This window comes from Streptomyces sp. NPDC058291, from assembly GCF_042880855.1.
In the GTDB taxonomy this organism is placed as follows: domain Bacteria; phylum Actinomycetota; class Actinomycetes; order Streptomycetales; family Streptomycetaceae; genus Streptomyces.
In genome coordinates, this window is record NZ_JBHVYK010000001.1 from 87,785 (window position 1) to 107,443 (window position 19,659).

General features: G+C 71.3%; 15 protein-coding genes. 10 read left to right on the forward strand and 5 right to left on the reverse strand.

Annotation, left to right across the window (positions count from 1 at the left end):
* Nucleotides 1-96: 96 nt before the first annotated feature.
* Together ACFVYK_RS00465 and ACFVYK_RS00470 are read right to left on the reverse strand one after the other, a co-directional pair.
* The gene (locus tag ACFVYK_RS00465) at nt 97-384 is read right to left on the reverse strand and encodes an STAS domain-containing protein (protein WP_389766920.1); all 288 of its coding nucleotides are present in this window, start codon (nt 382-384) and stop codon (nt 97-99) included.
* Nucleotides 381-4,544, reverse strand: a complete 4,164-nt coding sequence (locus ACFVYK_RS00470; RefSeq protein WP_389766922.1) for a SpoIIE family protein phosphatase — start codon at nt 4,542-4,544, stop codon at nt 381-383. The genes ACFVYK_RS00465 and ACFVYK_RS00470 overlap by 4 nt, the downstream gene beginning before the upstream one ends.
* Nucleotides 4,545-4,836: 292 nt before the next feature.
* Here ACFVYK_RS00470 and ACFVYK_RS00475 point away from each other — a divergent pair, with 292 nt between their 5' ends.
* The 8 genes from ACFVYK_RS00475 (at nt 4,837) to ACFVYK_RS00510 (ending at nt 13,920) form a co-directional block, all read left to right on the forward strand.
* Nucleotides 4,837-5,235 carry a hypothetical protein gene (locus ACFVYK_RS00475; protein WP_389766924.1) on the forward strand — a complete coding sequence of 133 codons (399 nt, stop codon included), beginning with the start codon at nt 4,837-4,839 and terminating at the stop codon, nt 5,233-5,235.
* A complete protein-coding gene (locus ACFVYK_RS00480) occupies nt 5,232-5,588 on the forward strand; it encodes an STAS domain-containing protein (protein WP_389766926.1) in 357 nt (118 codons plus the stop codon). The genes ACFVYK_RS00475 and ACFVYK_RS00480 overlap by 4 nt, the downstream gene beginning before the upstream one ends.
* A 158-nt stretch (nt 5,589-5,746) precedes the next feature.
* Complete coding sequence (locus ACFVYK_RS00485) at nt 5,747-8,173, forward strand: SpoIIE family protein phosphatase (protein WP_389766928.1); 2,427 nt, start codon at nt 5,747-5,749, stop codon at nt 8,171-8,173.
* 82 nt (nt 8,174-8,255) lie between these two features.
* Nucleotides 8,256-8,678: an STAS domain-containing protein gene (locus ACFVYK_RS00490; RefSeq protein ID WP_389766930.1), complete on the forward strand. Its 423-nt coding sequence runs from the start codon at nt 8,256-8,258 to the stop codon at nt 8,676-8,678.
* 206 nt (nt 8,679-8,884) lie between these two features.
* Nucleotides 8,885-9,190 (forward strand): hypothetical protein, encoded by a 306-nt coding sequence (locus ACFVYK_RS00495; protein ID WP_389766932.1) that lies wholly within the window; start codon nt 8,885-8,887, stop codon nt 9,188-9,190.
* A 194-nt stretch (nt 9,191-9,384) separates the two neighbouring features.
* Nucleotides 9,385-11,595, forward strand: a complete 2,211-nt coding sequence (gene tkt / locus ACFVYK_RS00500) for a transketolase (RefSeq protein ID WP_389766934.1) — start codon at nt 9,385-9,387, stop codon at nt 11,593-11,595.
* Between the two features lie 511 nt (nt 11,596-12,106).
* Nucleotides 12,107-13,552, forward strand: coding sequence for a PP2C family protein-serine/threonine phosphatase (locus ACFVYK_RS00505; protein WP_389766936.1), 1,446 nt, complete (start codon nt 12,107-12,109; stop codon nt 13,550-13,552).
* 5 nt (nt 13,553-13,557) lie between these two features.
* Complete coding sequence (locus tag ACFVYK_RS00510) at nt 13,558-13,920, forward strand: STAS domain-containing protein (RefSeq protein ID WP_389766938.1); 363 nt, start codon at nt 13,558-13,560, stop codon at nt 13,918-13,920.
* A gap of 209 nt (nt 13,921-14,129) precedes the next feature.
* Here ACFVYK_RS00510 and ACFVYK_RS00515 read toward each other — a convergent pair whose 3' ends face one another.
* Both ACFVYK_RS00515 and ACFVYK_RS00520 read right to left on the reverse strand, forming a co-directional pair.
* A complete protein-coding gene (locus ACFVYK_RS00515; protein ID WP_389766940.1) occupies nt 14,130-15,305 on the reverse strand; it encodes an MFS transporter in 1,176 nt (391 codons plus the stop codon).
* 274 nt (nt 15,306-15,579) lie between these two features.
* Nucleotides 15,580-16,419 carry a hypothetical protein gene (locus ACFVYK_RS00520; protein ID WP_389766942.1) on the reverse strand — a complete coding sequence of 280 codons (840 nt, stop codon included), beginning with the start codon at nt 16,417-16,419 and terminating at the stop codon, nt 15,580-15,582.
* A gap of 91 nt (nt 16,420-16,510) precedes the next feature.
* Here ACFVYK_RS00520 and ACFVYK_RS00525 point away from each other — a divergent pair, with 91 nt between their 5' ends.
* Nucleotides 16,511-17,554, forward strand: coding sequence for a sodium-dependent transporter (locus tag ACFVYK_RS00525; protein ID WP_389766944.1), 1,044 nt, complete (start codon nt 16,511-16,513; stop codon nt 17,552-17,554).
* A gap of 7 nt (nt 17,555-17,561) precedes the next feature.
* On the opposite strand, the gene ACFVYK_RS00530 is transcribed toward ACFVYK_RS00525, so the two are convergent.
* Entirely contained in the window at nt 17,562-18,878 is a 1,317-nt protein-coding gene (locus tag ACFVYK_RS00530) for a histidine kinase dimerization/phospho-acceptor domain-containing protein (RefSeq protein WP_389766945.1), read from the reverse strand.
* Nucleotides 18,879-19,038: 160 nt separating this feature from the next.
* Between ACFVYK_RS00530 and ACFVYK_RS00535 the strand changes: the two genes are divergently transcribed.
* Nucleotides 19,039-19,659, forward strand: a complete 621-nt coding sequence (locus tag ACFVYK_RS00535) for a hypothetical protein (protein ID WP_389766947.1) — start codon at nt 19,039-19,041, stop codon at nt 19,657-19,659.

A 19,659-nucleotide genomic window follows, 5' to 3' on the forward strand; every position in this document is an offset into this window, starting at 1 on the left:
TCGAGAACGGCGAGCCGGAGCACACCAAGACCGCCTCGTACACACATACCAGGCCCCTTCGACCCACGGGTACGTGAACCCGTGGGTCGGCGTCCGTCACAGGCCGTGGACGGTGGTGAGCTCGGCCAGTCCCGAGATCGTCAGCACGGGAGCGAGCAGAGGCGTCGCCACGAGTTCGATCCGGTCGGCGCGGGCGAACAGCGCGTTGATTCCGGCGCTGTCCAGGTATTCGACGCCGGTGAGGTCGAGGACGACCGGCCCGTGGGTGGCGTCCAGGGCCTCGCAGAGGGCGCCGGTGTTGGTCATGTCGATCTCACCGACGGCTGTGAGCAGGAGGGTGCCGTCGGGCCGCCGGCCCGGGGTCAGGGCGAGCGGGGTGGTCATGAGGCGATCCTTGTGCGCATCTGGACGGTGGTGCCGGCGGCGCCGGAGCTGACGGTGACATCCTGCATCATGGCCTTCATCAGGGTCATGCCGCGACCGCGGTGGCCGTTTGACTCGGGTTGCGGGGTCTTCCACTGTCCGGTGTCGGCAATGATCAGGCGCAGGTCGTCCACGTACGCCTCGGCGCGCAGCCGGACGGGCCGGCCCGGGGTGTGACGGTGGCCGTGCTCGATGGCGTTGGCGCAGGCCTCGCCGGCGGCGACCAGAACGCTCTGCGCGGTCTGCGGAGGGAGCTGGCACCGTTCGAGCCAGGTTCGCAGGGCCTGGCGGACCGGTGCGAGCTGCGAGGACTCGGCGGGGAAGGTCATCTCCAGCGGGGCGGGGTGCCGGTACAGCAGCAGGGCGACGTCGTCGTCGTAGCCGTTCTCGGGGGCCAGGCGGGTCATCACCTGGGTTGCGAGTTCGTCGACGGTGGCGTCCCTGCCGTCCTGAACGGCTGCGCCCGCCTGATCGATGCCCACGCTCAGCGGGCGTCGGCGGCGCTCGACGAGACCGTCGGTGTACAGCAGCAGGGTCGCGCGGGCCGGGATGGTGCATTCGCCCTCAGGGCGTGGCCGGCCGGGGCGGACAGCGAGGGGAAGCGACCGCCCGTCCTCCAGCAGGCGGAGCGTGCCGTCGTGGTGGGCGAGTATGCCCGGCGGGTGCCCGGCGCTGGCATAGGCCAGATGACCGGTCTCCGGGTCGAGGACCCCGCAGAAGGCGGTGGTGCACAGCGCTCCGGGAATGCCGGCCGCGAAGTGGTCCAGCGCCATGAGGGTCCGGGCCGGGTTGGCGTCCTGCAAAAGCAGCGCCCGGCAGGCGCTGCGCAGCTGGCCCATGACGGTGGCCGCTTCCAGTCCCCGGCCGACGCAGTCCCCGACGACGATGCCGATGCGTCCGTCGGGCAGCGCCACGGTGTCGTACCAGTCGCCGCCCACCTCCAGCGGTGGGGTGGCCGGTTCGTAGCGGACGGCGAAGCCTTCGGGCAGGCGGGAGGGGCCGAGGATGGCCCGCTGCAGGGCGATGGCGGTCTCGCGCTGCTGATCGATCTGGTGGACGCGGACCATGCCCTGGGCCAGGTGCCCCGCCAGCAGCGACAGCAACAACTGATCCTCGGCGGTGAACGGCCGGTCGGCGCCCAGGTCCACCCACAGCACCATGGGGCCGTCGGGATGCTCCAGGGAGATGCCCGCGCTGGTGTGATCGGTGACCGGGGTGAGCGCAGGCCGCTCGCGCAGCAAGGTCAGCGCCTCTCGCCGGTCGGCCGGAAGGTCCGGCCAGTTGGGTGCGGGGTCGGTGGCGGCCAGGAGGGGATCCGTGTGATGGCCGAAGACGACGGCCAGGACCTGCCGTGCTCGCCAGAGCTCCTTGAGTTCACTCAGGGCACCGTTCAAAGCCTCGGACAGGCTGGTGGCCCGGGACAGGCGCAGACTCAGCGCCGCCAGGGCGCCATCGCGCTGGACGGCGTAGTGCTCGGCGGTGACGTCCCGGAAGGTGCCGACGACCACACGTCGGCCCGTGTCGGGGTCCTTGGCGTGGTTGAAGGCGACGTCGATCCACAGCCGGTGCCCGTCGCGGTGGGTGACGGGGATGGTGTAGCGGCCGTGTCCCTCCTCCATCAGTCCGGCGAAGGCGCGGGCGACCTCCGCGTGGCCCTCCGGATCACTGCCGGCCTCCGGCCACCAGGGATGGATCGGCTGGTAGGGCAGCTCTTGGGGACCGTATCCGAGGATGTCGGTGAACGCCGCGTTGATCTCGACCACCGCGCCCTCCTCGTCACAGACGAAGAACGCCTCCTGCAGGGAGTCGACCAGCGCGGTGCGCCAGCGGACGTGGTGCGTGCGTAGCCGGGCCAGTTCCACGTTGGCCCGCACCCGTGCGAGCAGTTCAGCCGCCGCGAACGGCTTGACGAGGTAGTCGTCCGCACCGGCCTGGAGGCCCTCGATGGAGGCTTCCTGTCCTGCCCGGGCGGACAGCAGCAGCACGGGCACGGCAGCGGTGCGCGGGTCGGCGCGCAGCTCCCGCACCAGGGAGAGCCCGTCCAGACGGGGCATCATGACGTCGCTGACCACGAGGTCGGGAGCGTCCGCGCGGACGGCTCGCAGCGCCTCCTGCCCGTCGGGGACCGCCTGTACGTGGTATCCGGCGCTGCGCAGGATCCGCGTCAGGTACTCACGCATGTCGGCGTTGTCGTCCGCGATCAACACCCGCGCCTGTACCGCCGGACCCGAGGTGTAGGCGGTGTCGCTCGGCGTCGGCGCCACCGGTGTCTCCGCGCCGGACGTGTCCGGCGGGAGCCAGCGCAGCGCCTCCAGCACATACGGCTCGGCCGTGGCCGAGGGGGCGGGGGTGGAGGCGGCCGGCGCGAGCGCGTCGGCCGCCAGGTGCTGCGCGCCGAAGGGCAGACGGATGGTGAAGCGGGTGCCCTGACCCAGCGTGCTGTCCGCGGTGATCGTCCCGCCGTGGAGGCCGACGAGCTCCCTGACCAGCGCGAGACCGATACCGCTGCCCTCGTTGGACCGCGAGCGGGCGCTCTCGATGCGGTGGAAACGCTCGAAGAGCCTCGGCATCTCCTCGCTGGGCACGCCGATGCCGGTGTCGGCGACCGTGATCACCGCGTTTTCGCCCTCGGCGCGGACCGAGACGCGGATGGACCCCTCGAAGGTGAACTTCAGCGCGTTGCTGATGAGGTTCAGGACCACCTTCTCCCACATGCCCCGGTCGATGTGCACCGGCTCGTGCAGCGCGGGGCAGTCGACCTCGAAGGCGAGACCTGCCTTGTCCACTGCCGAGCGGAAGACGCTGGCCAGCTCGGCGGTGACCGCCGACAGGTCGACGGGCTCGTACCTGGCCTGCATCCGTCCCGCCTCGATGCGGGAGAAGTCCAGCAGACTGTTGACGAGTTTTCCGAGCCGGAGGCCGTTGCGATGAATGGCCTCCAGTTCGTCGCGCACCCGAGAATCGCCCCCGGCGAACTGCGTGCGGAGCTCTTCCACCGGCCCCATGATCAGTGTGAGCGGGGTGCGGAACTCGTGGCTGATGTTGGAGAAGAAGGTGGTCTTCGCCCGGTCCAGCTCCGCCAGTTCCTCCGCCCGGCGCTGCTGGGCCTGGTAACTGCGCGCGCTGGAGATCCCGGCCGCTATGTGGCCGGCTACCAGTTCGACGAAGCCGCGGTAGCCCGCGTCCAGGGGCCGGTAGCGGTTGAGTCCGGCCACCAGGAACCCGTAAGGGGCACTGCCCTGTTGCAGCAGGGGAACGACCAGTGCCCGGGCCGGCGGCTCTGGCCACGGCCCGACGGGGAGCGTGGTGAACGGGGCTCCGTCGAGGTCGGTCACCGCCGACTCCCCTCGTGCCAGGGCGGCGGTCGGCCAGAGCGCGTCCTCCGCGTCAGCCGGCACAGTGGCCTGCGCCACGGCGTGCCCCGCCGTCAGCCCGGTGCATCCCGCCAGTCGGGCGGCGCCGTCCGACTGGAAGAGGTACGTCAGGGTGAAGGGCAGGTCCCGCAGGTTGCGACCGAGTTGCTGACCGGCGAAGGCCAACATCTCCTCCTCGGTCCGCACGACGCTCGGATCCGAGCCCAGGTCCCGCAGCGTCGCCATCCGCCGTTCACCGATGACCCGCTCGGTGTCCTCGCTCACCACGCACAGCATCCCGACCACCGCGCCGGAATCGTCCCGCAGCGGGCTGTAGGAGAAGGTGTGGTACGACTCCTCCGGATAGCCCGAGCGCTCCAGGAACAGCAGCAGCGCCTCGTCCCACGTGGCCTTGCCCGCGGCCAGCACGGCGTCGATACGCGGGCCGATGTCGTCCCAGATCTCCGCCCAGACCTCGCTCGCCGGACGGCCCAGCGCCCACGGGTACTTCTGCCCCAGGGTGTCCCGGCGGTAGGCGGCGTTGCAGAAGAACGTCAGCTCGGGCCCCCAGGCCATCCACATGGGAAACCGGGACGACAACAGGATGCTGACGGCCGTCTGCAAGCTCTGCGGCCAGCCGTCCGGAGGCCCGAGCGGGGTCGCGGTCCAGTCCACCGCGGCGAGATCTTCGCCGACCTCCGCGTCGGCGGCGAACACACCGGCCGCCGCAGTCGGCGGCGCGTGTTCAGCGTCCGCGGAACCCGCCACAGCCCACACCTTTCCTTCACGCCGTCCAGACCACCCGCCGCGTCCGCCGCCCCCGAAGGCCCACTTCGTCCCCGTCCGAACCGGGGCGGCACTTCCGCAGGCCCTCCGGCACGGGCAGCGCCCATCGGGCACGTTCTTCCGCTTGGTAGCGTGATGGTCCTGTCCTCCGGAAAACGATCGCTTCGTAGGATAGGCCCACCAGGTGGGGCACCAGAACTCGGCATGGCGAGGAAACCACTGACGCGGGAGGCAAGCTGTGGCTTCGAGTGCGCCGCCGCGTCAGCTCGCCCCGATGTCCGACGAGGACAGACGCACAGCCGCCGTCCGCAAGTACTCCATCGACACCTCGTCCGGCCATGCCCTCGACAAGATCGCCTGCCTCGCGGCCCGGATCTTCGGCGCCCCGATGGCCGGTGTGGCGATCGTGGACAGCGATCGGGTGCGGCTCATCGCGTCGCACGGCCCCGTCGGAGCCACCCAGACGGTCCGCGTCCCGGGACTGCCGGCCTCCGCCGTCCCGCAGCCGTACCCCTACGTGATCACCGATGCCGCCACCGATCCACGTACCGTGGATCACCCCTCCTGCCCCGGCTCTGCCCGTGGTCCCGGGTCTGCACGCGGCGACGACACCGCTCTGCTCGCCCTGTCCGAACCCGTACCGCCCGCATCACCCCATCAGGAGAACCGGTGAGTGAGCCCATTCTGACCGTCGTACAGCAGATCCACGAGGCCGGCCCCGTCGTGTTGCGGGTGACCGGCGAACTCGACCACCACACCGCACCACAGCTCACCCAGGCGCTGGACGGCGTCCCGTTCGCTCCGGGCGCGCCCCTGGTGATCGACCTCGGCGGTGTCTCCTACTGCGACTCCACGGGCATCACCGTCCTCGTGACCGCGTACCATCGCGCTGAGGCCGCCGGCTGTTCCCTCAGCCTGACCGGACTCAGTCTCTACTTCACCCGCCTCTTCCAGACCGTGGGCCTCGATCAGGTGTTCACCGTCCACCCCACTGTCGAGGACGCCGTCACGGCACCACGCCACTGACCTCGACTCACACCGCATCGGCACGGATCGGCCGGGGTACGCGAGGGAAGCACGGACCGGGACGAACCAGAATCGGCCCGAGGTTAATCTTTGATGCCCATGGTCCTGCTCTCATCCATGGCCTACCCCCTCTTCAGCTATTCGAGGTGTGACACAGCGTGCAGGACGTCCGGTTCGACCTGTCGGCTTTCGGTCTCAGCGAAACGGCCCGATGCAGTGCCCTGCTGCGGGCGGCCGTCAGTGGTGCGCCGTCACCGCACGCGGCGGCGCAGATCGTCGCCGACTTCTTCTACGACAGCCTGGACGACGGTCATGACGGACGGGCCTGTCCTGCCGTGGGCGTCTTTCTCGCGGGGCCATGGAACGCCGTCACCGGGGCACCGGCAGCCGCGGGAGCCCCCGCCGAGCACGCGCGGCGTCTGACCCTGGCCGGATTCGGTGGCGCGGACGTCCGCTGGCCCGGCGCGGAGGGCTCCGGTCCGCTGCCGTCGTCCGGCGCCGCCCGCGCGACACCGTGGGTGCACCGGCTGCTCGAACGCCTGGGAGTCGCACCCCGGGAGGCGGACGGCGCGGTGCCACCGGGGGACGACGTCGAGGTCGTGCGTCTGTCCGGCAGTCAGGTGGAGGGGCTGGAGGAGCTTCTTCCGGGGCAGGGCGTCCGGTGCGCACTGGCCTTCGGGGGCGCCCTGTCGCCGGGCGAGGGGTTCGCGGTGGTGCTGTTCTCCCGCGTTCCCCTGCCCGCCGAGGTCACCGCGCTCTTCCGCACCGTGACCGCCGGAACGCGTCTGGCCCTGCTGTCGGCCGGCCGGACCTCGCCCGCGGAGGAGGCGGACGCGGCTCGCCTTCTCCTGGAGAGCATGGAGAGCCTGGTGGGGCAGCGGGCCGCCCACCTGCAGACGGTCGTGGCCGAGTTGAGCTCCGCCACGACGGAGCTGCGCCGCTCTCAGCAGGAGCTGGAGCAGCGGGGGCGCGAGCTGCGCGAGGAGGCGGTGATCGTCGAGCTGCTGCAGGAGGTCGGCAGTGTCCTGGCGGCGGAACTCGACCTCGACGCGCTGGTCCAGCGCGCGGTCGACGCCGCCACCCGCCTGGCCGGAGCGGCGTTCGGCGCGTTCTTCTACAACGTCCTGGGCGAGACCGGGGAGTCGTATCTGCTCTACGTGATCTCCGGCGTCGACCGGTCGGCCTTCGACAAGTTCCCCATGCCGCGCAACACCCAGGTGTTCGAGCAGACCTTCCGGGGCCTCGGCGTGGTGCGATCCGAGGACATCACCGCGGATCCGCGGTACGGGCACAACGCACCGCACCACGGCATGCCGGAAGGCCATCTGCCGGTACGCAGCTATCTGGCCGTTCCGGTGATGTCCCGGGGGACGGTGCTCGGCGGGTTCTTCTTCGGCCATCCCGAGCGGGGAGTCTTCACGGAGCGACACGAACGCCTGGTCACCGGCCTCGCCGCGCAGACCGCCGTGGCGTTGCAGAACGCGCAGACGTACCGCCAGGAGCGGGAGGCGGCCGCAGAGCTGCAACGCCACCTTCTGCCGGCTCTGCCACACGTCGACGGGATCGCCAGCACGTCACGCTACCTGCCCGCCGCACGGGATCGCGGCGCCGGCGGTGACTGGGTGGACCTCATACCGCTCCCGGACGGCGAGGTGGCGCTGGCCGTCGGCGACGTGATGGGCAAGGGCGTCAGGGCCGCGGCGGTCATGGGTCAGATCCGCACGGCCTGCCGGGCCTACGCCCAGCTCGGTCTCGCTCCCGCCGACGTGTTGGAGCAGCTGAGCGTCCTGGTGGACGACATCGCTCCCGGCTCCATCGCCACGTGCGTGTACGCGGTGCTCGACCCGCGCCGGGACCGGTTGCGCGCCGCCGTCGCCGGGCACTTGCCGCCGGCCCGGCGCGACCCGGCAGGCGGCGTGACGTTCCTGGACGAGACGGTCGGACCGCCGTTGGGAGTGGGCAGGCGCCGGTATGCGGAGCAGGAGGTCTCGCTGCCGCCCGGATCACGGCTGCTGCTGTACACCGACGGCCTGGTCGAACGCCGCGGCCGCCCCATCGACGAGGGGCTGCGGCACCTGCGGGAGCTGCTGGGCGGGCCCGTGGGCGAGATCGAGGCGGACTGCGACTCCTGGCTGGACGCGCTGGCCGGCGGTCAGCACGACGACGACATCGCCCTGCTGTACCTGCACCGGCCCGAGGATGCCGCGCACCAGGTGGTGGCGGTCGCACGTGACTACCCGCCGGTCTCCAGCGCGGTCCCCGACGCCCGCGACCTGGTCTCCAAGGTCATGCGCGAGTGGGGCCTGCAGCACCTGGCGAACGACATGATGCTCATCGCGGACGAGATGGTCGCCAACGCCGTCCGCCACGCCAGGACACCGCTGCGCGTCGAGCTGCGCAGAGCCGGTGAACGCGTCGTCCTGGAGGTCACGGACAGCAGCCGCGAGGAGCCTCGTCTCATCGTTTCCCAGCCCGGGGAGTTCGGACACCGGGGCATCTTCCTCATCGACGCCATCGCGACACGATGGGGCACCCGTCTGATCGACGGAGGGAAAGTCGTGTGGGCGGAGGTCAAGACCTCATGACCACGTACCCCGGTCGACTCCTCGACCGGCACCAGGACAACCAGCCCACCCCTTCGCCCCGGACACAGGAGAGCCACCCCCGATGACCCCCTCCCCCGGCCCCGAGGCGCACAAGCCCACCGACAGCGCACCACAGGTCGACTCCAACAGCCTGCTCCCCGCCGGCCCGACGCTGACCCTCGCATCGCACCGCGGTCCGCGACACGCGGTCGTCACCGTGGACGGTCCCATCGACTACCACACCGCGCCCCAGCTGTTGGGCCATCTCACCACCACCGAGATGCGGAACGTCCCGCTGCTGATCCTGGACCTGACCCGTGTGGACTTCTGCGACTCCAGTGCTCTGGGAGCCTTTGTCGACATCCACCGCCGCCGTTCCGGCGCCGGGCGCCGGTTCGCGTTGACCGGGGTCCAGCCGGAGGTCAGACGGATCCTCGAACTCACCCGCCTCACTTCCGTCCTGCCCCTGCACGAGACGGTCAAGGACGTCCTCTCCGAAGACTGACCCCCCTCGCCCGCCGACCGGCCACCCACCGAAGAAGGACAGGGGACGGCCCGGACGGCCGTGACCCCGGGAGCCGGAGGGCCGCCCGCGGCACAAGTGTCGTTTCCGCCCCCGTTCAGGGGTACTCGGAGGGGGCACGCCGATCTTTTCGGCAGTGCCCCGGTGGAGTGCAGCCAGTACTTCACAACCTTTTGAGGACGCGGCCCATGACCACTGTGAACCCGGCCGGCCACCCGGCCCACCGCGCAGGCAACGACTCGACGGCCCACGCCGTCCGCAGGCTTTCGGCCGAAACGAAACCAGCGCTGAAGGCCACCGGGTTCTTCATCTGCCTGGCTTCCGTCGTCGCGGTGCTGATCGCCTCCATCGTCGTCGGAGACGACGACGGTCACGCCGATTACTTCCGCGCCGACAAGGCGTGGCCGTACCTTGTGGTCCTGACCGTCGGTCACATGATCAGCCGAGGACTGGCCAGGCCCGGCAGCCGCGACTCCTACGACGACAACCGGTGAGCGCCCCTTCACCAGTCATGGCCGCAGAAACCCAGGACGCGGGGACGGCCTCCCGCCTACCACGTACAAGGCTCGCCTCCCGACGCGAAGCGCCAGGCGGGCTTTCTCTCTGTTCATACGGAGAGCGGCTTTTCGTCACTTGCAGGAAGTCCGGACGGGAAATCCGGTAAACCGTTTCGTTAGGAGCAACTGGCATGGCAAGCAAGTACTCGAGCATCCAGCGGAGCAGGTCGGTCCCCATGCCGGTGGCGGACCAGGCCGGCTGGGACGCGACCGACGTGCGAGCGGTCGACACCGCGCGGCTGCTGGCGGCCGACGCGGTGCAGAAGGTCGGCAACGGCCATCCCGGGACGGCGATGAGCCTGGCCCCGCTGGCGTACCTGCTGTTCCAACACGTCATGCGACACGACCCGGACGACGACCAGTGGCTGGGGCGGGACCGGTTCGTGCTCTCCTGCGGACACTCGAGCCTGACTCTCTACATCCAGCTCTACCTGTCCGGGTACGGGCTGGAGCTGTCCGACCTGGAGGCGTACCGGACCTGGGGCTCGGCCACCCCCGGCCACCCGGAGTACCGGCACACCCGCGGTGTGGAGATCACCACCGGTCCGCTGGGCCAGGGTCTGGCGAGCGCGGTGGGCATGGCGATGGCCGCCCGCCGCGAGCGCGGCCTGCTGGATCCCGACGCCGCCCCGGGCGACAGTCCGTTCGACCACCACGTCTACGTGGTCGCCTCGGACGGCGACATGATGGAGGGCGTCACCTCCGAGGCCGCTTCGCTGGCCGGCCATCAGGAGCTGGGCAACCTGATCACGTTCTACGACTCCAACCACATCTCCATCGAGGACGACACCGACGTCTCCTTCAGTGAGGACGTTCCCGCCCGTTACGCCGCCTACGGCTGGCACGTGCAGACCGTGGACTGGACCCGAACCGGCTCCTATGTCGAGGATGTCGACGCGGTACTGGCCGCGATCGAGGAGGCCAAGCGCCGCACCGACCGCCCGTCGCTGATCATGCTGCGCACGCTGATCGGCTGGCCTGCTCCGAACAAGCAGAACACGGGCAAGGCGCACGGCTCGGCGCTCGGCGACGACGAGGTCGCCGCCACCAAGCGGGTGCTCGGCTTCGAACCGGAGCACACGTTCACCGTCGAGGACGAGGTGCTGAGCCGGGCCCGGGCGGTGGCCGACCGGGGTCGCGCAGCGCACGCCGAGTGGGAGCGCGGTTTCACGACGTGGCGCGAGGCGAACCCGGACCGCGCAGCCCTGCTCGACCGACTCCAGGCGCAGGAACTGCCCGACGGCTGGGCCGACGCGCTGCCGACGTTCCCTGCCGACCCGAAGGGCATGGCCACCCGCAAGGCGTCCGGCCAGGTCCTGAGTGCGCTGGCACCGGTGCTGCCGGAGCTGTGGGGCGGCTCGGCGGACCTGGCGGAGAGCAACAACACCACCATGAGCGGCGAGCCTTCCTTCGTTCCCGCCGATCGGCAGACCAAGGAGTGGAAGGGCGGCCCGTACGGGCGCACCCTGCACTTCGGCATCCGCGAGCACGCCATGGGCGCCATCCTCAACGGCATCGCCCTGCAGAGCCTGACCCGCCCCTACGGCGGCACGTTCCTGACGTTCTCCGACTACATGCGCCCCGCCGTACGGCTGGCCGCGCTGATGAAGCTGCCCGCCATCTACGTGTGGACCCATGACTCCATCGGCCTGGGCGAGGACGGCCCCACGCACCAGCCCGTGGAACACCTGGCCGCCCTGCGCGCCATCCCCGGCCTGGACGTGGTGCGTCCCGCGGACGCGAACGAGACAGCGGTCTGCTGGCGCACCGTCCTGGAACACAGGGACCGGCCCGCCGGGCTGATCCTCACCCGGCAGAACCTGCCCGTCCTGGATCGTGACGGCGGGCAGTACGCCCCCGCGCGGGAGGCGGCCCGAGGCGGTTACGTCCTCGCCGACACGGCGGGCGGCGCCGAACCGGACGTCATCCTGATCGCGACGGGCTCCGAGGTGCAGATCGCTCTGGACGCCCGCGAGCTGCTGGCGGCCAACGGACTCGCGGTGCGCGTCGTGTCGATGCCCTGCCGGGAGTGGTTCGCCGCCCAGCCGCCCGCCTACCAGGACCAGGTCCTGCCGCCGGACGTGCGCGCCCGGGTCAGCGTCGAGGCCGCGGTCGGACAGGGCTGGCGCGAGGTGGTCGGCGACGGGGGGCGGATCGTGAGCCTGGAGCACTACGGCGCCTCCGCCGACTACCAGCGCCTGTACGCCGAGTTCGGCATCACCCCACAGGCGGTTGCCGAAGCCGCCCACGACAGCATCCGCGACACCCGCCAGGCCCCACGTCCCGGCGGCCACCAGCGCACCTCCGCCCCCACCGACGGCGGCACCGGCGACCACCCCTGACGGACCCGCCCTTCGGCGGAGACCCCGGCCCGTTGGCGGGGCAGGCCCGCTTCGCGGCGATCGGAAACCGCGGTGCGGGCCCAGCAGCGGAGGCCCGTAGCTGCCCCGCGCCGACCGTGCGGCAGCTACGGCTCGAAAGCACCGAGGGCAAGGTTGAGGTAGCCCTGGGAAGGGCTGCCCCTGCTCGTCGGCGTCCCCGGCGCCTGCGTCCACGACAGCGAAGGCCTCAAGCCCAGGGTCGAGCGTCGAGGGTCGAGGGTCGAGGGCCACCAAACGAGACACGACCCCTCTGACGGCCGCTGCTTCAACACCGCCCCAACGGCTGAAGCCGGCCGGCTGGCATTTCTCGGAGGCCGCGGCCATCTGCTGCTACATGCGGTACGTCCGCCTCACCCCATAGGACACCGCCCAAATCCGGCATTTATGCGGCATTGGCGTTCGGACGTGTACTCGATCTAGGCTGCGTCGGTTCGTGCCGCTCGCCGCGGCCCATCGACGGAGAGGCAAGCCGATGACCCAGCACGCTGCTGCGGCAGCCCTGGTGCCCGGGCGGCGGCCCGAGCTGGTCCCGGACCCTGGGGTGGAAGCGGCCCGTATGGCTGCGGTACGCCGCTACGACATCCTCGACACTCCGCCCGACGGGGCGTTCGACCGGGTGGCGGCGATGGCCGCCCGCCTCTTCGATGTCCCTGTGGCCACGGTCACGATCGTGGACAGCGACCGCATCTGGTTCAAGGCCGCACACGGTCTTGAGGGCGTCCAGGAGATCGGCCGCGATCCGGGCCTGTGCGGCTCAGCGATTCTGCGCGATGACGCGCTGGTCATTCCCGACACCCTTCTTGATCCCGTGGCGGCGAACAATCCGCTGGTCGCCGGAGAGATGGGGGTGCGCTTCTACGCCGCCGCGCCGATCACCACCTCCGACGGTCACCGACTGGGCACCGTCAACGTCCTCGACACCAAGCCGCGCTCCATCAGCGAGGACGACACCGCCACACTGGCCGACCTCGCGGCGATCGTGCTGGACGAGATGGAGCTGCGGCTCTCGGCGCTGCGCGCACTGCGCGACGAGCAGAAGCGGCGGGAGGTGGAACGGGCGGCGCGGGAACAGGCGGAGAAGGACAAGACCGCCATCGCCGCGTTCGCCTCCACTCTCCAGCGAACCCTGCTGCCCCCGGCGCTTCCCGTGGTGCCCGGCCTGGAGCTGGCCTGCCACTACCACACCGCCTCCGTACACGATGTGGGCGGCGACTTCTACGATGTCTTCCCCGTCGACGCCAGCCGGTGGGCGTTCTTCCTCGGTGACGTGTGCGGCAAGGGCCCCGAGGCGGCGACCGTCACTGCTCTGACCCGCCATACCCTGCGCGTCGCGGCCCAGATCGACCCGGAACCGGTCACCGTCCTGAGCACACTCAATACCACCCTGCTCACCGACGTCACCGCCGGAAGCCGCTTCTGCACCGCCGTCTTCGGCCTCCTGGCACCCCGCGAGGACGGTGGCTTCAGCGTCACAGTGGCCACCGGCGGCCACCCGCCGGCCTACCACCTGCGCCCCGACGACAGCGGCGCGGTATGGGTCAAGTCGGTACGCCCCAAGGGCGGCATGCTCATCGGAGCCTTTCCCCAGGCACACTTCGCCCAGGCCACCTTCTCCCTGGCCCCCGGGGAGGGTCTGTTCCTCTACACCGACGGGCTGACCGAAGCCCACACTCCCCAGGGCGCCATGCTCGGCGAGGACGGCCTGACCGGCTTCCTCCACCAGCGCACAGGGCCCGTGACCGCCACCGCCCTGGTCGAGGAAACCGTCACGTTGCTGGCCTCACTGCCCGACGGAGTCGGCGACGACGTGGCCCTGCTGGCCCTGTCCGTGCCTGACTCCGAAATCGCGCCCGACACCGGCGGCGCCGCAACCGCCCACAGCACCGCCGCACCCGAACACTTCGGCCAGAAGCGATGACCGACGTGACCCATACACTTCACCTGACCGTTCACTACCCTCACCCCGGCCTCGCCATCGCCACGATCGTCGGAGACATGGACGTGCGGACCGCGCCCACCCTGCGCTCCGGGGCCCTGGAGATCATCGAACAAGGACACCCGTGCCTGGCCCTGGACCTGGCACAGGTCGGCTTCTGCGACTCCGCCGGTCTCAGCGCGATCATCGGCATCTGGCACGCGGCCCAGGGAGCGGGCGGCTCGCTCAGCCTCGCCGCCGTCCCCGACCGCCTGATGCGCATGCTCAGGATGACCGGTGTCGACTCACTCCTGCCCGTCCACGCCACAGCCGCCGACGTGACCGAGCAGCCCACCTCCGCAACCAGGTAGCGGCTCCGTCACCAGCCCCTCCACCGTGGGGACGGCCCGCATCTGTCGGGCGATCATCGATTCAGCCCCGCCCGTCATGCGATCGACGCCGGCGTGATCAACCGAGGGCCCTGCGAGAGAGGCCAGCCCCGAACCTCACGTCGTGCTACATGTGCGTTCGCCGCAGCGTGGTGACGAGAACGCCCCGTGCATGCCCGCGCGTTCGCCGCTCAGTGGGCGGGCGTGGAGCGCACGGCTCGGGTGACCCACAGCAGAACGAGCGCGGCGGCCTGGATGCAGGCGACGACGACGATCAGAAGGGGGACGGAGACGTCGTACAGGACCCCGGCCAAGGCGCCGCCGACCAGCGCGGCCGCACCCATGATCCCGGCGAAGACGCCGTACGCGGTGGCCCGGCGGCCCACGGGTACGAGGTCGGCGACGGTGGCACGCAGCGTGGACTCCTGAACGCCGACCGCGGCGCCCCACACCAGGGCGCCCGCCACGGCGACTCCCACCGTGTCGGTGAAGGCCAGGGCCGGAACGGCGGCGGACAGCAGCGGCAGGACGACCAGGACCTGGGCGCCGAACCGGTCGTACAGCCAGCCCGTGGCCAGCGCCGCCACCGCGTCCGCGGCCATGGCCGCCGCGTACACCACCGGCACCATCGCGGTCGGCACCAGGTGCCGGGCGACCAGGTGGTAGGAGAGCACACCGAAGGTGGCGAAACCGGTCAGGGTCGCCGCGGTGAATACCGCATAGGCCCAGAAGGCCCGCGGCAGCTTCCTCTCGCGGGATCCGGCGGGAGGCGACTGCTCCTCGGGCGCCGCCGTGCCGACGGTCGTCTCGTAGCCGATCGGATCGGGAACCCTGGCACGCAACCAGAGCAGCAGCGCGACGGCGGCCACGCCGGGCAGCGCGAGCACCCCGAGCGCCGGGGCGTAGTCGTCGCCCGTGAGAGCGAGGACCCCGGCCACCGTGAGCGGACCGACAAGCGCGCCGACCTGGTCCATCGCCTCGTGGACCGCGAAGCCGCGGCCCCGTCCGGTGGCGGCGGTGGCGTGCGAGAGCAGCGTGTCCTTGGCCGGGGACCGCACGGCCTTGCCGACGCGTTCCGCGATCACCAGGGTGCAGGCCACCCACAGCACGCCGGTCAGACCGAGAACCGGGACGGTGGCCGCGGTCAGCACGTAACCGGCGATCGTCCACGCCCAGAACCGGCGGCTGCGATCGGCCAGCGGTCCCGAGGCCAGACGCAGTCCGAGCGCGGCGGCCTCGCCCGCCCCCGTGACCACGCCGACGACGGCCGCGGAGGCGCCCAGGTGGGCGAGCAGCGGGCCGGTGACGGAGCGAGCGCCCTCGTAGACGAAGTCCATCAGCAGACTGACGCCCCCGAACACCAACACGAACCGCCACGCCGAGAGCCCCCGGGCGGGTCCGCCCGAGGGTTCTGGCCCGGCAGACGTGCTCCGGGCGGGATTCACGAACTCCTCCCCCGGGTTTCGCGTGCCTGGCAGGCCGGACCTGGCCTCGTGAACATCGGCCCACCTCCTGTGGCGCTCTCCTCTTCACCGGACGCGTCCGGCAGGCGCATCCCCTCGCGCCACGTTGTAGCAGTCAGATGCCGAGGCGGGCGCAGGACGCTCTCCCGCGCCCGCCGGACGAGCGCGTTCCCAGCAGTCAGGCCGTCTGCCGCGTCACGCGCGCGGGGTCCGCGACGTCCTTGCGGGTCACCATCAGGTACACCACCAGGCCGAGGATGACCGCCAGGAAGAGCACGCTCGTGACGACGGTGCCGAACCCGAGGCCGCCGTCGCCGGCCGGCTGGGACAGGTAGTCGCCGATCGAGGCGCCGAGCGGGCGGGTCAGGATGTAGGCGATCCAGAAGCTCCACACCGCGTCCAGGCCCAGCGCGAAGTGCGCGATCGCCACGGCGGCGATGGCCAGCGCGAACAGGACCGCCGCGAGCCAGTAGCCCAGGTCCATGCGTTCGGAGACCAGGTCGCCGCCCGCCGTTCCGAGGGCGAAGGTGAACAGTACGGCCAGCCAGTAGTACGCCTCGCGGCTGGTGGTGTCGATGCTGTGGATGGAGAGGGTGCGCTCGCGCCGGTACCAGACGACGAACACGACGGCGAGAAGAACGGCGAACACCGCGGTGGTCGTCTCCAGCGGCACACCCATGTTGTCGGTGAGGTTGTCGCTGATCAGCGTGCCGACGACGCTGATGAGGGCGACGGCGAGCCAGTACACGCCCGCGCGGTACGCCGTGGTGCGGAACTGGACGACGAGGACCACAGCGAGCAGCGCGCTCATGAGCACGGACACGCCGGTCAGGCCCAGGCCGGCCTTCTCGTTGAGCAGGTCGGCAGCGGTCTCGCCGACCGTCGTGCACAGCACCTTGATGATCCAGAAGTAGGCGGTGACCTCGGGGACCTTGTTCCAGCGCAGACGGTGGGAGGGGCGAGCGGAGGCACTCGTGCCCGGTTCGGCCTCGGGAGTCTCGGAGAGTTCGTAGGTCATGGGCAGGACGTTGCCAGCGGTTACCTGAACGCATCCTGACTGCCGCGCGGCTTTCCCCGCCCGCCGGGTCCGGCCTGATCACGATGGTGCCATGCACACTCGCGCCGCGGCCTGGCTGCGGCACCGGCTCGGCCGCGTCGTCGTCATGTCCTACGCCCTCGCTCTGTTCCTGCCCGGCCCCGGCCTGTGGCTGCGCCGCCCCCATCCCTTACCGCTGCCGCCGACGCATCTGACGCTGCACACCCCACCGCTGCTGCTGTCCCTGGTGCTGTTCTCGGCCGGGCTCCAGGTACCTGTCCGCGCGCTGGGCCGCCTGCTGCGATGGCCCAAGGCCCTGCTCGCCGGACTCGTGCTGCACCTCGCGATCCCGCTGGCGGTCGTGCCGCTCGTCGCCTTCCTGCTGCGGCGCACCCCCGACACCGACGGCGGCAGCGGACTGCTCACCGCGATGATCCTCGTCGTGGCTATGCCCGTCGCCGCCGGCGCCACCGTGTGGACCGACAAGGGCGACGGCGACCAGCCGACGATGGTGGGCCTCGTCCTGGCCTCCACTCTCCTCAGTCCGCTCACCACCCCCTTGCTGCTGGCGACGCTGTCGCCGCTGCTCAGCGGCGGCTACGCGCACACCCTCGCCGTCACCGGCCGGCTGGCGCAGGGCGGATTCGCCCTCACCGCCGTGGTTCTTCCCTGTGCCGCGGGCCTCCTGGGCGCGCTCGTCCTGCCCGCGCGCCCGTTACACCGTCTCCTGTCGGCGGTGACGCCCTTGGCCCTGACCGGCTCGCTGCTGCTGACCTACGTCAACGCCAGCGGGGCCCTCGGCTCCGTCCTCACTCGGCCCCGCCCTCTGCTGTTCGCCGCCGCCCTGGCCGTGGCCGCCCTGGTCTGCGTGCTCTCCTTCGCCCTCGGCCGGGCCGCCGCCCGCGTCCTGCGACTGGAGGCGGGCACCGCCTCGTCGCTCACCCTCGCCTGCGGCATGAACAACAGCAGCGCCAGCGCGGTCCTGATCACCGCGTCCCTGCCCGACAAACCCCACCTGCTGCTGCCGGTCCTCGCCTACGGCCTGCTCCAGAAAACCGCCGCGAGCCGCATCGTCGCCCGCCTGCGGCGCGACCCCGTTCCCGCCGCAGGCCCCTGACCGATGCTCAGCCGCCGCCCGCCGGGTGGGCCTCCTCCTGGCGTACGGGAACGAGCAGAGTGAACGTGGCAGGACGGCGGCCGGTCAGGGAGAGTCTGCCGCCCAGAGAGACGGCCAGGTCGCGGGCGAGGGACAGGCCGATGCCGGAGCCCGGTGCCGCGCCCGTGCGGCCGCGGTCGAACAGCTGAGCCGCCTCACCGTGGACGGCACCCTCGTCGGTGACGTCGAAGGCGACGGCTTCGCCGAGGTCGCGGGCCGTGAGGCGTACAGTGCCGCGCCCGTGGACGCGCGCGTTGTCGAGCAGGACGCCGAGGATCTCGGTGACGGGGGCGCCGGGGACACGGATGTCGTCCGCCGCCTCGAGAGTCCCGCACTCCAGGCGTCTGCCGTCGCGGGCGAACAGTCCGTGCCGGCGCTCCTCGGCCTCGCGCAGCAGTTGCGGCACGGGCGTGTCCGGTGCGGGCCTACGCGGCAGGCCGTGAAAGCGGGACAGACGCAGCACTTCCTCCACCGTGGTGTGCAGGCGGCGAGAGGTGGCCAGGGCCTCCTCCAGGGCGGGCCGAGTTCGAGCGTCGTCCTGGGCGAGCCCCGCCTCCAGCGTCAGCTGGAGCCCGGTGAGCGGGGTGCGCAGCTGGTGGGAGACGTTGGCGGTGAAGTCGCGCTCGTAACGCAGGAGTTCGGTCAAGCTGTGCAGCATCTCGTTGTGCGTGCGGGCGACCTGGTCGATTTCGGCGATGCTGCTGGGCGCGGCCCGGGCGCTCAGGTCGCCGGCGGTGACGGCCCGGCAGTGCCGGGAGAGGTCCTCCAGCGGTGCGGCCAGCACCCGCGCCTGTCGGCGGGCGACGAGGACGGCCACGGTCAGCGCGAGGACGCAGACCCCGGCCAGGACCGCCCAGGCGGTCAGGACACGGTCGCGTACGGCGGCTGCGGGCGAGGAGGCCCGTACGACGCCGATCACGCGTTCGGCGTGCGACACGGGCACGGCGATGACCAGGTCACCGCCCGAACGGCCGCGCACCGCCACCGCGCCCAGCGCCCTGCGCACCGCCGCGTCGCCGGCGCGGGGACCGGTGCCGGCCCGCAGGCGCGGCGCGGGGTCGTACAGACCGAGGCGTCCGCCGGGCGGGGGCGCGGGCAGCTCCACCGGGTCGCCTGTCACGTAGTCCGGGCTGACGCGTACGGCCCCCGACAGAGCCGCCCGTTCCAGGGTGTCGCGCTGGTCGGCGTACAGGGACGACCTGATCGCCAGGGCCAGCGGGACGGCGAGGAGGACGACGGCGACCAGGGCGGCGGTGAGGGCGACTCGCACCACGCGCTGTCTCATGCCCCCATCTTGCTGGCCCCTGACCGGCCCGAGGACGGTCCGCCACGCGCTTTTGCCGTCGCCTAACCGTCGGCGGGCGGGGCGTTAACCGACGGCTTCCTAGCGTCGGTGGCATGACCGGAAGACAGCTCCTCGGCAGTTCCTCGGGAGGGCGGTAGGCATGTCGTACGTACGTAATTCCGCAGGCGTCGTCGCAGTGACGGTGATCGCCGCGGTGATCGCGGGGTGCTCCGGATCGTCGTCCGGGGCGCATTCCGGGTCGGGTTCGACGGCCCCGGCACCGGTGGCCGCGGCGCCCACCGAGTCGAACCCGCCCGGGGACATCCCCGACAACCAGGTGTTCGTGGCCTACCGGCCCACTGGCGGTTTTACCGGGTTCACGGTGAAGGTGCCGGAGGGCTGGGCCCGCACCGACAGGGGCGGTACGACCGTGTTCACGGACAAGCTCAACAGTGTCACGATCAGGACGGCCACCGCCTCCACCGCCCCGACCGTCGCCTCGGTCAAGAACACTGTCGTCCCCCAACTGAGCGGCCACGTGAAGAAGTTCGCATCGCCGAAGGTGTCGCAGGTCACCCGTAAGGCAGGCCGCGTCGTCCTTCTCACCTATCGGGGCGACTCGGCGAAGGACCCGGTCACCGGCAAGGTGGTGCGGGACGCGTTCGAGCGGTACGCCTTCTACCGGCAGGGCCATGAGGTGGACCTGACGTTGTCCGGCCCGGTCAACGCCGACAACGTCGATCCGTGGCGGACCGTGAGCGACTCGTTCGCGTGGCGGTGA

Excerpts from the sequence above, each read along its gene's own strand:
- ACFVYK_RS00465 (WP_389766920.1), bottom strand. The coding sequence starts at position 384 with ATGACCACCCCGCTCGCCCTGACCCCGGGCCGGCGGCCCGACGGCACC.
- ACFVYK_RS00475 (WP_389766924.1), top strand. The coding sequence starts at position 4,837 with ATGTCCGACGAGGACAGACGCACAGCCGCCGTCCGCAAGTACTCCATC.
- ACFVYK_RS00490 (WP_389766930.1), top strand. The coding sequence starts at position 8,256 with ATGACCCCCTCCCCCGGCCCCGAGGCGCACAAGCCCACCGACAGCGCA.
- ACFVYK_RS00495 (WP_389766932.1), top strand. The coding sequence starts at position 8,885 with ATGACCACTGTGAACCCGGCCGGCCACCCGGCCCACCGCGCAGGCAAC.
- tkt (WP_389766934.1), top strand. The coding sequence starts at position 9,385 with ATGGCAAGCAAGTACTCGAGCATCCAGCGGAGCAGGTCGGTCCCCATG.
- ACFVYK_RS00505 (WP_389766936.1), top strand. The coding sequence starts at position 12,107 with ATGACCCAGCACGCTGCTGCGGCAGCCCTGGTGCCCGGGCGGCGGCCC.
- ACFVYK_RS00520 (WP_389766942.1), bottom strand. The coding sequence starts at position 16,419 with ATGACCTACGAACTCTCCGAGACTCCCGAGGCCGAACCGGGCACGAGT.
- ACFVYK_RS00525 (WP_389766944.1), top strand. The coding sequence starts at position 16,511 with ATGCACACTCGCGCCGCGGCCTGGCTGCGGCACCGGCTCGGCCGCGTC.
- ACFVYK_RS00530 (WP_389766945.1), bottom strand. The coding sequence starts at position 18,878 with ATGAGACAGCGCGTGGTGCGAGTCGCCCTCACCGCCGCCCTGGTCGCC.
- ACFVYK_RS00535 (WP_389766947.1), top strand. The coding sequence starts at position 19,039 with ATGTCGTACGTACGTAATTCCGCAGGCGTCGTCGCAGTGACGGTGATC.